Here is a 13,528-nt window from a genome sequence, read left to right on the forward strand (position 1 = left end):
TTCGTTTTTATTTTAAAAATTTTTCAATTCTTTTAAAAGAGTTTCGTGCATTTCATTTGTATAATCTAAATGCGTAACAATTCTAATTTTCCCTTCGCCCATTGGCGTTAACAAAATGTTTTTTTCTTTCATTTTGTTAATAAAATTTGCGTCTCCGATTGCTTCATCCACATAAAAAATAACGATGTTGGTCTCTATTGTTTCCGCTTTTGTAACATAAGAAAGAGATTCTAAAACGACACCAATTTCTTTTGCTTTTTGATGATCATCTGCTAAGCGTGCAACATGGTTATCTAGCGCGTAAATTCCTGCTGCAGCTAAAAAACCAACCTGCCTCATGGCTCCTCCAAATAATTTTCTAATTCTTAACGCTTTTGCGATATGCTCTTTAGAACCTAATAAAATAGAACCAACTGGCGCTCCCAAACCTTTTGATAAACAAATAGAAATGGTGTCAAACAAATGTCCATATTGATTGGGAGTTTCATTTTTTTCAACCAAAGCGTTAAATAAACGAGCACCATCTAAATGAAAAGCCAAGTTGTTTTCTTTTGATATTTTCTGAATTTTTTCTAGCTCAGAAAAATCCCAACAAGCGCCTCCTCCTTTATTTGTAGTGTTTTCAATACAAACCAATCTTGAATAAGGCACGTGAATATCAGATCGTCCAGAAACGGCTTCTTCCAACTGTTTTGAAGTAAACATTCCTCTATGGCCATCTATTAGTTTGCAAGTTACACCAGAATTAAAAGCCGCTCCACCACCTTCATAATTATAAACGTGTGCATATTTATCGCAAATTAATTTATCGCCTGGTTGCGTATGTAGTTTTATAGCAGTCTGATTTGCCATCGTTCCGGACGGAAAAAACAACGCATCTTCCATTCCGAACATAGCAGCCGCTTTTTCTTGCAAAGCATTTGTTGTTGGATCACTTTTAAAAACGTCATCACCAACTTTAGCATGCATCATTGCATCCAACATTCCTTTTGTTGGTTTGGAAACTGTATCTGAAATTAAATCTATTATCATTTCTTATAAACTATTATTAGCACTGTTAAACGGAAATGCACATAGAAAACAAATAGTTTTACTAACATTATTTCTATGGTAAATCTCTTTATTTTATCAAGAATCTCTGTGTAATCATTAATTCCCAATTGGCGAACCATCCGGAATTTGAGGTGCCCCTGATTTTTTAAAAGAAGTCGGATTTTTCTCAAAATCTTCAATCATTTTAATCATGGCAGCACCATATATTTTCTGAATTCCTTCGGATTTTTTATTTTGTAAAATTAACTTTATTTCATCCAATTTAAAAAACACAATGGCATTTACTTGTTTATACTGATTTTCAGCAGCAGCTAAATTAAATAATTGCTCTAAAACTTGGTTATTTATTACGTTTTGTAATTCTTGATAATAGGAATCTTTGTATTCTTTTTTGATTGTTTTTACAATCAGTTCATCCATTAACTCTTCTAATCCCAATTGACTTTTGTCTAAACTTTTGTGTGCTATTAATCTTGATGCTCTTTGCGGATTTAACAGTAAATTCAAGGTCATTTCAGTGGCAGTTTCTACGGCTGAAAAAGCATCAAACTCTACTCCTAGTTTACTATTAAAAGATTCTCGAGTTCTCTCATAACCGAATGCTCTTGGCGGAAAAAGCGCTAATTTCTCTGTCGGAATTGCAATTTCATCCACAGCAATTGTTTTTAAAACTGCTTGTAACGCATTTCTTTCTATTTCCCCGGATACTTTTTTTACCACAGTTTGATTTCCGCCTTTTACAGCATAATTATACTCTAATCCTCCAATGATTTTTACCGCAGCCTCCGTTTGAAAACGATGTAAAAAATATAAAGGAACAAACACATCTTCCAATACAGAATACGGTTCATTCGTTTTAATATTATCCACAGAAAAATGATCAATTGCTGTTCTTCTGATTTTTAAAAGATTGTTTAATTCATCTTGAATATTGTCTCCATTATCCCACAAATGGGCAGAAATACTTGCACTTCCTTCTGATCTTGCATCCGAATCTGATAAATATTTTAATCCGCTTGCATAGGCATCCAGCAAAATTTTATTTAATTGTTCCGTTTCATTTTCAGTATCAGTAAAATCTTGATAAGAATAGGCTACGATAACCTTATCCCAAGCACCAATTTTAGTATCATACGCATCAGAAAAATCAATTTTATCATCTTCTAAAGTAAACTTTGGATGCGGATAATCCATCACAGAACTTCTGTTTACGGTACTCGCTGCAAAGTTATGAGCGAAACCTAAAGTATGTCCGATTTCATGTGCAGATAATTGTCTTATTCTTGCCAATGCCATTTGCAAAGCAAAATCATCATCCGAAGAATTATTTCTATAAGGGGCCTGCAATGCTTGAGCTATTAAAAAATCTTGACGGATTCTTAAACTTCCTAAACTTACATGACCTTTAATAATTTCGCCCGTTCTTGGATCAGAAATACTTCCGCCATAACTCCAACCTCTTGTAGATCGGTGCACCCATTGCACCATATTATAACGAACATCTAAAGGATCTGCACCTTCTGGCAATAGTTTCATTTGAAAAGCATTTTTATAACCCGCAGCTTCAAAAGCTTGATTCCACCAACGTCCACCATCTAATAAAGCACTTCTTATTGGCTCTGGAGTTCCTCTATCTAAATAATAAATAATAGGTTCTTTTGCTTCAGAAACTGTTTCATTAGGATTCACTTTTTCTAGTCGATGTCTATAAATAAATCGTTTTGTAATTGGCTCGTTTACAGGTGTTGCATAATCTAAGTAAGACATTCCGTAACTCCCAGAACGTGTATCGAACTTTCTTGGCTTGTATTTATCGTCTGGCAATTCTACAAAAGAATGATGTTGATGAACAGTAACCAAACTTGCATCCGGAGTTACACTTCTTATATTGTATCCTTTTGGTAAACCACTAAAAGTAAGCATAATATCAAACTCAACATTTTTAGGAAACGCCTTTGTTCTTTCTATATTAAAAGCAGATTTACTCTTATCTAAACTATAATTTCCTTGATTATTATTTGCTAAAGTTGAAGCAACACCGTGGGCATCTCGCATCAAAAAATCTGTTGCATCCACTAAATACATTCCGTTTTTTTCTTCTTTGATGATAAAACCCTGTAAAACTGATTTCGCGAATGCCTCTTTCACCGATTTTATTTCTTCTATATTGTCTGTAATTGCTCTAAAATTTTGGTTTGGCTGAATCAATAAAATTTTATTCCCAGCTTTTTTAAAATGAACTACAACTCCGTCGCCTAATTGACCGCGATCTAAACCGATATCATTAGAACCAATTCCTTCGGATAATGAATGTACATAAAGAAAATCTGCATTTAACTTTTCTATTTGAAGAAAGATTTTATCGTTATTATCATCATAATAGAAAGTAAAATAGCCTTCATATTTTGTAATTCCTTTTTCGAGAGTTTTACCTGCTTTTTCATTGAAGAATTGAGAAAATCCGTCGAAATAAAAAGTAATAAAAACTAATAAAAGTATTGATTTTTTCATTTTAAAAATATTTTGGTTAAATCTATAAAATATCCATCAGTTTTAAACTTTAAAACCTAAAAATTCATTTAATTTTTGTTATTTAAAGGAGTTACGCAAAGTTTTTCAAAAATTTCAGAGAGAATTTGTAACAGCACGCTGTGAATCTTTGCGTTTTCTCTGCGAATCTTTGTGTTCTCCTTTTTTAATATCTGTCAGCTTTAAAAACTTGAAATCCTAAAAATTAATTTATTTTTGTACAACTTATGATTACACTAGACCAACTTAAAGATATAGCTGCAAGAATTGAGAAATTAAAATCTTATTTAGAGATTGATAAAAAGCTCATTGAAATTGCCAATGAAGAAGAAAAAACGATCAATCCTGATTTTTGGAACAATCCAAAAGAGGCAGAAGTTTTTATGAAAGAATTGCGTTTCAAAAAGAAATGGGTGGAAGATTATAGAAAAGCCATCACTTTAAATGAGGACACAATTGTTTTATTTGAATTCTATAAAGAAGGCGACGTTGAAGAGGGTGAAATGAACGAACAATTTGAAAAAGTGAGTTCATTTTTAGAAGATATTGAATTCAAAAACATGCTTTCTGAAGAAGGAGATTCTCTTTCTGCAGTTATTCAAATTACTGCGGGTGCAGGCGGAACGGAAAGTTGTGATTGGGCAGAGATGTTGTTTAGAATGTACTCGATGTGGTCTGAAAAACAAGGTTTTAAGTTAAAAACGCTTAATTATCAAGCGGGAGATTCAGTAGGAATAAAAACAATTACGGTAGAAATTGAGGGCGATTATGCTTTTGGGTGGTTAAAAGGTGAAAATGGCGTTCACAGATTGGTACGAATTTCTCCTTTTGATTCCAATGCAAAACGCCACACAAGTTTTGCGTCTGTTTATGTGTATCCTGTTGCTGATGATTCTATTGAGATTGATATCAATCCTGCGGATATAGAAATTATTACGGCGCGCTCTAGTGGTGCTGGAGGTCAGAATGTTAACAAAGTGGAAACAAAAGTTCAGCTGACTCACAAACCATCCGGAATTCAGATTTCATGTTCAAATTCACGCTCACAACATGAAAATAGAGCGACCGCTTTGCAAATGCTAAAGTCACAATTATATGAAATTGAGCTGCAAAAACAGCAAGCCGCAAGAGATGACATTGAAGCTGGTAAAATGAAAAATGAGTGGGGAAGTCAGATTAGAAATTACGTAATGCATCCTTATAAGTTGGTGAAAGATGTTAGAACTGCGCACGAAACAGGAAATGTAGATGCCGTTATGGATGGAAATATCAGCTCATTTTTAAAAGCGTACTTAATGTTGAATGGGCAGAAAAATAGTTAGAAATTGGTTGTTGGTTGTTGGTTGTTAGCAAAACTAAAAAAATAGAACGGATGTCATTCGGAAATGAGCTTTTTATGCGATTCAGAAATCTCCCCTTTGAAACTTTGAAACTTTGAAACTTTGAAACTTTGAAACTAATATGATAAAAATATACCACAATCCACGTTGTACTAAATCTAGACAAGGTTTAGCGATTTTAGAAAATTCGAGAAAAGAATTTGAAGTTGTTAAATATTTAGATACAATTCCATCAGAAAAAGAATTGACAGAAATCGTACAATTATTAAATATCGCTCCTATCGATTTAGTTCGCAAAAATGAAAAAATCTGGAAAGAGAATTATAAAGGAAAAGAGTTATCAGACAGAGAAATTATCATTGCGATGCTCCAGAATCCAAAGTTAATTGAGCGACCAATTATCATCAATAAAAATAAAGCGGTGATTGGGAGACCATCAGAAAATATCCTGACAATTATTTAGAATTACTTTTCATAATTTGTTTAACTTTTGTTTAACTAAATTAAACTAAACTTTTAATAAGATTTGTAGTCTTAATAAAAAATAACTCGTTTTGACTAAAAAAATTACATTACTTTTTTATTTACTATTTTCGGCTACTTTTTTGTTTTCACAGAATTCAAAAGACGATGAAACTAATACTTTAACAGGTAAAGTTGTTGATGCTAAATCAAATCAACCTTTAGAATACGCAACAATCATTTTAAAAGATCTTAAAACCCTAAAAATTACAGGAGGAATTACAGATGGTACTGGGAGTTTTTCCGTTCAAACACCAAAAGGAACCTATGATATTAGCATAGAATATATATCCTTTAAAAGCAAAAAATTTCCAACACAAGAGATCAGTAAAAATAAAGACTTCGGAGTTATAAAATTAACTGAAGATCAAAGCAGTTTAAATGAAATTGTAGTCATAGCAGAAAAAACAACAGTAGACATTCGTTTAGATAAAAAAGTATATAATATTGGTAAAGATTTATCTATTAGAGGTGGTAATGCAAGTGATGTTTTAGGAAACGTACCTTCTGTTCAAGTAGATGTTGAAGGAGCTGTTAGTTTACGTGGAAATGAAAACGTAACTATTTTAATTGATGGTAGACCAAGTGCTTTAGTAGGTATGAATGGTGCAGAAGCATTAAGACAAATTCCTGCAGAAGCAATTGAAAGGGTTGAAGTTATTACTTCTCCATCTGCAAGATATGATGCAGAAGGAACAGCTGGTATTTTAAACATCATTCTTAGAAAAAATAAATTAATAGGTTTTAATGGTTCTTTACAATTAGATTTAGGAGTTCCTGCGAGCGTTGGTAATGCTTTTAATGCAAACTGGAGAACCGAAAAATGGAACTTGTTTACAAATACAGGTTTCAGATATAATGAAACTCCTGGTAATGCATTTTCAGATTCTGATTACCTTTCCTCTTCTGCACAAAATGCAAAAGTTGTAGAAGAAAGAAATTTTGATCGTTTAGGAAGATCCATATTTACAAGTTTTGGAGCAGAATATTATCTAACTGAAAACTCAAGTATTATTGGGAATATAGTATTTAGTAAAGGAAATGATGATGATGTAAATTCAAATAATATTGAAAGATTTAATGCACAAGGAGCAATAAATGAAGCAACCTATAGAACAGAAAGTGAAGGTGAAGACGAGCAAAGAATACAATATACTTTAGATTATGTAAATAATTTTGATGATACTGGAAAAAAATTATCTATCAATTTACAATATTCTACAGAAGCAGAAGACAAATTAAATAATATTACAGAAGTAGACACACAAGCAAATCTTTTGAATGATTTAGAGTTGGTTTTAGAAGATCAAGATGAAAATAGTGGTCTACTGCAGATAGATTATGTGCATCCAGTTGGAAAAGATATTCAATTTGAAGCAGGTTATAGAGGTAATTATAGAGATATTTTTAACAGTTTTTATTTAGCAGAAAGAAAAACTTTTCCTAATGGAGGATTAATACCAGATGCTGGTTTAAACAACTCTTTTAATTACGAAGAATTTGTAAATGCAGCTTACTTTCAATATGGTCAAAAATTTAATAATATTTCGCTTTTAGCAGGTTTACGTTACGAATATACATCCATTGAAATTGTACAACAAACATCTACTACAAATGATGAAAGGTCGTATGGAAACTTATTCCCTACTATTAATCTTGGCTACGAATTAAAAGGTGGTGATAGTTTTACTTTGGGATATAATAGAAGAATTAGAAGACCAAGAGGAAGAAGTTTAAATCCATTTCCAAGCAGATCTAGTGAAAGTAATACTTACAGTGGTAACGTAAATTTAAATCCTGTAATTACAGACGCCATAGATTTAGGATATTTAAAACGTTGGGATAAGGTCACCTTAAGTACTTCTATTTACTACAATATTAGTAATGATAATTGGGAAAGAATTCAAGAAGATACAGGTGAAATTACAGACAACGGAGATCCAATAACAAGAAGGTTTCCTGTAAACTTATCTACCGAAGAAAGATTTGGTTTTGAGTTTACCTTAAATTACAAACCATTTAAAGTTTGGAATATTAATAGCGATTTTAACTTATTCAATGTAAAAACTGATGGAGATTATACAAATCCAACAACAAATATTTCACAAAGTTTCGATTTTAAAAATACTGCATTTTTTATAAGATTGAATCAAAAAATAACATTGCCATCTAAAATCGATTTACAAATTAACTCAAATTATAGCGGTCCAAATAGAAATGCGCAAACAAAAAGCCAAGGAGTTTTTAGTATAGATCTTGCGGCTAGTAAAGATATCCTAAAAGAAAAAGCATCTATAAGCTTAAATTTTAGCGATGTTTTTAATGGTGCAATTAGCAGAAGAACTACAAATCTACCGGGTTTTTTAGATCAATATTCAGAGTTTCAATGGAGAGAACCACAAGTTAGAGTAAGTTTAGTATATCGTTTTAATCAAAAGAAAAAAGCAAATAGAGAAAACAGAGAAGGTAATGGTGGTAGAGAAGATTATGAAGGATAGTTTTTGGGCGTTTTAACAGGCTTTCAACACTCGCTTTTTCTAATACTGAATTTATTTAAGCATCTGTAAATCTTTGCTATCGATTTTGTTCATCGAAAAAACATCTAATTTAGTTTAGCATAAAAAAGAGCTTAAACAAATGTTTCAACCCTTAACGCACTTGCTCAAACCTATAAAAAACTCGTTCAATTTTTGAACGAGTTTTTTGTATTTCATAAAATCATTAATCTTAATCAACGTCTTTACAAAGTTTTCTTTTTCAGAAAACGGAAGTAATCTTTTGACCAATAAGTACTATTTTTATCTATTTTATACATTAAAATCCAAGAAACTAATTTCAATACAAATAAAACTAGACTATTTTTAAATTCAATCATTATTACAATAAAATCAACAAAAAAACCCATTCAATTTATTGAATGAGTTTAATGTAAATATATTTTTAAAAACTACTTTTCTTCAGTAGCTTTTTTTGCTTCTTTTTTCAGCTTCATGTTTTCCCAAATTGTACCACCGATCCAATAAGGTACTACAAAAGTTAATAAAAAAATTAACAACCAAAAACCAGCCGTAAAAATAAACATGAATAAAACTAATCCTGAAAATTCTGAAAAATCTAACATTTGCTTGTATTTGTAATAATTTTTATCTAGCAAAAATAATATATATTTTAAATCTCACTATTTAATTTATTTATTTTTCATCAATCTTATTCAAATTATAGAAATATTAACATAAATGAGCTGAGTAAACGATAATTTACATTACAATTTTCACTTTGGTTAGTACCGTTTTTGGCTTTCTTTTCGTAAATTTGTATTCCTAAAATTACATTCATAATGACAAAATATAGAATCGAAAAAGACACAATGGGACAGGTAAATGTACCTGCTGATAAATATTGGGGAGCACAAACTGAGCGCTCTAGAAATAACTTTAAAATTGGTCCTGCTGCTTCTATGCCTCTAGAAATAATTTATGGTTTTGCATATCTTAAAAAAGCAGCTGCATATACGAATTGTGAGTTAGGTATTTTAACATCCGAAAAAAGAGATTTAATTGCACAAGTTTGTGATGAAATTTTAGCTGGCAAACACAATGATCAATTTCCGTTAGTAATTTGGCAAACTGGTTCTGGTACACAATCTAACATGAATGCTAATGAGGTTATTGCAAACCGAGCGCATGAAATTGCTGGTAAAATTATCGGCGAAGGAGAAAAAACTATTCAGCCAAATGATGATGTAAACAAATCACAATCATCAAATGATACATTTCCAACAGGAATGCATATTGCAGCTTATAAAAAAATTATAGAAAATACAATTCCGGGAATTGAGCAATTAAGAGATACCTTAAAAGCAAAATCCGAAGCGTTTAAAGACGTTGTAAAAATTGGACGTACACATTTAATGGATGCGACTCCGCTAACTTTAGGCCAAGAGTTTTCTGGTTATGTTGCACAATTAAACTTCGGAATTAAAGCTTTAAAAAATACTTTAGAACATTTAAGTCAGTTAGCTTTAGGAGGAACTGCGGTTGGTACAGGTTTAAATACACCTGTAGGTTATGATGTTTTAGTGGCAAAATATATTGCACAATTTACTGGCTTACCCTTTATTACGGCAGAAAATAAATTTGAAGCTTTAGCAGCACACGATGCTTTTGTAGAAACTCATGGTGCTTTAAAACAAGTAGCAGTTTCTTTAAATAAAATTGCAAATGATATTAGAATGATGGCTTCTGGGCCTAGATCTGGAATTGGAGAAATCATGATTCCTGCAAACGAACCAGGTTCTTCAATTATGCCGGGTAAAGTAAATCCTACGCAGTGTGAAGCGCTAACAATGGTTTGTGCACAAGTGATGGGTAATGATGTTGCGGTAACAATTGGCGGAACTCAAGGCCATTATGAATTAAACGTTTTTAAACCTATGATGGCTGCAAATGTTTTACAATCAGCTCAATTAATTGGAGATGCTTGTGTTTCTTTTGATGAAAATTGTGCAGCAGGAATTGAACCAAATTATACAAGAATTAAAGAATTATTAAATAATTCTTTAATGTTAGTAACTGCTTTAAATACCAAAATTGGATATTACAAAGCTGCTGAAATTGCAAACACAGCACATGAAAACGGAACAACTTTAAAAGTAGAAGCGGTACGTTTAGGCTATGTAACTCCAGAACAATATGACGAATGGGTAAAACCAGAAGAAATGATTGGAGGGCTTAAATAAGTAAGCAGTGTTTTAGTCTGCAGTTCGCAGTCGCACTCGCAAAACTTATTTTTCTTTTGCGTCTTTGCGCCGTTGCGAGAAACCATAAAATAAAAAACATGAACAATCACGAAGAATTTATGAGTGAAGCTGTAAAAGCAGCTTTAAAAGGAATGAGCAATAATGAAGGAGGACCTTTTGGTTGTATTGTTGTAAAAGACGGTAAAATTATTGGTAGCGGAAATAACAAAGTTACTTCTACAAACGACCCAACTGCACACGCAGAAGTTACTGCAATTAGAGATGCTTGTAAAAATTTAGCATCTTTTCAATTAGATGGCTGTATCATTTACACTTCTTGCGAGCCTTGCCCCATGTGTTTAGGCGCAATTTATTGGGCAAGACCAGACAAAGTGTACTATGGAAGTAATCAGCAAGATGCCGCCGATATTGGTTTTGATGACGAATTTATTTATAAAGAAATTCCATTGCCTTACGAAAAAAGAAGTATTCCTTTTGAACAAATTGGTAGAGAAATTGCTTTAGAACCTTTTATTAAATGGTCTGAAAAACAAGATAAAATTGAATACTAAAATAATTGAAACCTCATGAAAATGAGGTTTTTTTTGTTTTAAAAAAAAGTTTTTTCATGCGGCTGGTTTAAATGTAAACGGAAAAGTAGTATTTGCGCGAGTTGGTAAATATGTAGCAACGCCTTTTGATGTTGCTCATGTAGGTGTGTTTTTAGATCTGTAACTTCTAAAATTGGTTCTGATGTTGAAAAAGGATTACAAAAAATGAATGCTAATGTAATGAAAGCTTTTGGGGTGCTATCTGGCGCTTCGCATACTGAGTTTATTCAAACTAAAGCAACTGGCGAATTGTTCTTTTAGAAACTTCTTCTCGAGTTGGTGGTGTAAATTTGGCCGAAATGCGAAATGGTTAAATATGCCTCTGGTGTAAATCTTTGGGACAAATGGGCAAAAATTGAAAATGCAAAAATCAGAAAACAAACCTATACATTACCAACTATCCATAATAAATATCCAGGAATTGTGGTTTATTTAAGCAGATTTGATAATCCTGACACTTTTAGTTTTACAGACTCTGAAATTGTTTGGAAAATGGATAAAAAATGACATATTGGTATAATTGTAGTTTCTGATTCTAGTGAACGTGTTTTAGAATTATTAGATACTTATCCCCAAAGAATAGCTTCTGAATTTCACGCAAGTATTCCTGCTCCTGATAAATCTTTGTAAATAAATATAAAACTACAAGGTTTTTATATTTTGCAGTTCACAACTTATAATCAACAAGCATGACTTTTATTAACTCTCAAAAAAACCAGTGCTTGCTCCTACCCAAGTTTTATCTTTATTATATTTTACCCCAACCATTTCCCCTTTACTCAAACGCATTAAATTACTAACAATTTCTATTTTATTCGTTTTAGAGTTATGCAATAACATCATTCTAATTTCACATTTTGCAAGTTCGTCCATTGTTTCTATAATTGGAGCGTACGCTACTTTTTCTTGTAATAAATAGTTTGATTTCTTCTTAATATCATTAATCATCTTGCGCGTTACATGTATTTGAACTCCTGCGCCAGCAAAAGAATACAATGGTTTTAATACATAATTTTCTAAGTCTTCTGGAATCACTATTAATTCATCTAAATAAAATGATTTTGGCACAAATTCTCCTTTTAATAAAGGCATTGTATATTTACTAATTCTGTAAAACCAATTTGGATGGCCGATCCAAATGATATCAACTTCATCTAAAAAATCGAATTCCCTTTTTAGATCATCTCTTTGAAACAACTCATCAAAAATAATTCGATTGTAGATTTTTAAGACTTTTACTTCTTTGCCTTCATCATCTAAATAAAAAAGTTCCTTTCCTTTTTTAATCAGTTTAGAAATACATAAAATCTTAATGCCTAATTTAGCTTCTGTTGCATAAAAATCAACAGCTGTAGCTTGTTTTTCTGGTTCAATTTCTAATAATATTACTTGCTTCGGATCTGTTTCACCAACAATTTCTTGACGTAATAATTCAATATAATCTGGGTTTGTCATTCCGTTTATATGCTGAGAATAATTTTCTGGAATTGCATTTCCAAAATGCTCACGATATTTTCTTCCTAATAATTCTTGAAAGAAATATAAAGAAGGAAAACCCTGTAATTCAATTAATTTAGGAACTAAATCACCATTTTCATCTTTACAAATACCAAAATCTAACTGAATAAACTTTGCATTTTCGTCTTCATTTGGTACAATTGGATTCTTGTCAAAAAAAGCACCATTTGTTAATTCTTTAAAATTAGGCTGATTAATAGTCGCCATAATTTCTCCACAAGCTTCAATTAATTTGTTTTTTAACTCTTTTGGAATAAAAGCTGGAGTTTCAGATATTTTGAACTGAGGTACATATTGAAATTGATTAATGATATCTTGAAGAAAAACTTGGTATTTTTCCTCAGTAAACTGCTCATTATAAAGTTTTCTATTTTTATCGATCATCTTAAATTAAGAAAGTATATTTTCTTGAATACTATTGATCGCTGAAGAAATAAATTTTGGTAAAATAGTAGCATACGTCATACTAATTTTATCTGGATCATCCATTCTTTCCATCATTTGATTGTATTTTGCCTCCCCAAAATTTCTAACTATTTTTTGTTTTGTTTCTTCTAAAGAAAAATAAACTTCCATACTTATTGGATCTGCTTCTGGATGAAACTGCGTACCAACAAATTCATCAGAAAAACGAACCGCCATAATTGCACGTTCTAATTCTACATGAGTTCTAATTTTTTCTAAACTTAAAATTGATGCACCATGTTCTTTAAAAACTTTTAATCTTGGTTGTACCAATTGCCAATCTCTAGAATCTACAGCATAAAAAGGATCATTTAATCCTTCTAAAAGTAGGTCTTTAATTCCTTTTTTAGTTTTATGAATTGGCAAAATACCAAAAGAAGTACTTTTTCTAGGTTTTAATTCTCCCAACTGAAAATAATGACACATTACTTGAAAAGAATAACAGATAAAAAATACGTGCTTTTTAGCTTCAGAATTTGAAAAATTATAATTCCAAATATATTGCATTAATTCCAGGTATGGCTTTCTCCAAACCCCATCTTCTAAAGGACTTCCAGGACCACCACTTGAAATATAAATATCGAAAGAAGTATCAGGTATTTCTAGTTTAGCCCTAACATTAAACACCGTAATATCTACTTCATCGTTAAAAAAATCAGCAATTTCTTTGATGCAACGCAAACCTTGATTAGGCTCATCGTTGTTCATGTCTAAAATTGCTAATTTTAATTTTTCTTTCGTCATTTATTCAA

General features: G+C 31.5%; 11 protein-coding genes. 6 read left to right on the forward strand and 5 right to left on the reverse strand.

Translation table 11 applies throughout. From position 1 onward, the window contains the following. Positions 1-12: 12 nt before the first annotated feature. Together BST83_RS08035 and BST83_RS08040 are read right to left on the reverse strand one after the other, a co-directional pair. Positions 13-1,032 (reverse strand): threonine aldolase family protein, encoded by a 1,020-nt coding sequence (locus BST83_RS08035; protein WP_104809335.1) that lies wholly within the window; start codon positions 1,030-1,032, stop codon positions 13-15. A 117-nt stretch (positions 1,033-1,149) separates the two neighbouring features. Continuing rightward, entirely contained in the window at positions 1,150-3,564 is a 2,415-nt protein-coding gene (locus BST83_RS08040; RefSeq protein ID WP_104809336.1) for a zinc-dependent metalloprotease, read from the reverse strand. A gap of 245 nt (positions 3,565-3,809) precedes the next feature. Between BST83_RS08040 and prfB the strand changes: the two genes are divergently transcribed. From prfB to BST83_RS08055, 3 genes are all read left to right on the forward strand, one after another. After that, positions 3,810-4,904: a peptide chain release factor 2 gene (prfB, locus tag BST83_RS08045; RefSeq protein ID WP_104809337.1), complete on the forward strand. Its 1,095-nt coding sequence runs from the start codon at positions 3,810-3,812 to the stop codon at positions 4,902-4,904. A gap of 139 nt (positions 4,905-5,043) precedes the next feature. Next, positions 5,044-5,385: an arsenate reductase (glutaredoxin) gene (gene arsC / locus BST83_RS08050; RefSeq protein ID WP_104809338.1), complete on the forward strand. Its 342-nt coding sequence runs from the start codon at positions 5,044-5,046 to the stop codon at positions 5,383-5,385. A gap of 91 nt (positions 5,386-5,476) precedes the next feature. After that, positions 5,477-7,942: a TonB-dependent receptor gene (locus BST83_RS08055; protein WP_104809339.1), complete on the forward strand. Its 2,466-nt coding sequence runs from the start codon at positions 5,477-5,479 to the stop codon at positions 7,940-7,942. Between the two features lie 449 nt (positions 7,943-8,391). Here the strand turns inward: BST83_RS08055 and BST83_RS19860 are convergent, their stop codons facing one another. After that, on the reverse strand, positions 8,392-8,565 hold the full coding sequence (locus BST83_RS19860; RefSeq protein WP_170062761.1) for a hypothetical protein: 174 nt from the start codon (positions 8,563-8,565) through the stop codon (positions 8,392-8,394). Between the two features lie 216 nt (positions 8,566-8,781). Between BST83_RS19860 and fumC the strand changes: the two genes are divergently transcribed. From fumC to BST83_RS08070, 3 genes are all read left to right on the forward strand, one after another. Then, entirely contained in the window at positions 8,782-10,182 is a 1,401-nt protein-coding gene (fumC, locus tag BST83_RS08060) for a class II fumarate hydratase (RefSeq protein ID WP_104809340.1), read from the forward strand. Positions 10,183-10,280: 98 nt separating this feature from the next. After that, positions 10,281-10,754, forward strand: coding sequence for a nucleoside deaminase (locus BST83_RS08065; RefSeq protein ID WP_104809341.1), 474 nt, complete (start codon positions 10,281-10,283; stop codon positions 10,752-10,754). 345 nt (positions 10,755-11,099) lie between these two features. After that, positions 11,100-11,300: a hypothetical protein gene (locus BST83_RS08070; protein ID WP_104809342.1), complete on the forward strand. Its 201-nt coding sequence runs from the start codon at positions 11,100-11,102 to the stop codon at positions 11,298-11,300. A 192-nt stretch (positions 11,301-11,492) separates the two neighbouring features. On the opposite strand, the gene BST83_RS08075 is transcribed toward BST83_RS08070, so the two are convergent. Both BST83_RS08075 and BST83_RS08080 read right to left on the reverse strand, forming a co-directional pair. After that, positions 11,493-12,695, reverse strand: a complete 1,203-nt coding sequence (locus BST83_RS08075) for a hypothetical protein (RefSeq protein ID WP_104809343.1) — start codon at positions 12,693-12,695, stop codon at positions 11,493-11,495. A 6-nt stretch (positions 12,696-12,701) separates the two neighbouring features. Beyond that, positions 12,702-13,520, reverse strand: coding sequence for a type 1 glutamine amidotransferase (locus BST83_RS08080; RefSeq protein WP_104809344.1), 819 nt, complete (start codon positions 13,518-13,520; stop codon positions 12,702-12,704). Positions 13,521-13,528: the final 8 nt, after the last annotated feature.

Source organism: Polaribacter filamentus, assembly GCF_002943715.1.
GTDB classification, from domain to species: Bacteria; Bacteroidota; Bacteroidia; order Flavobacteriales; family Flavobacteriaceae; genus Polaribacter; species Polaribacter filamentus.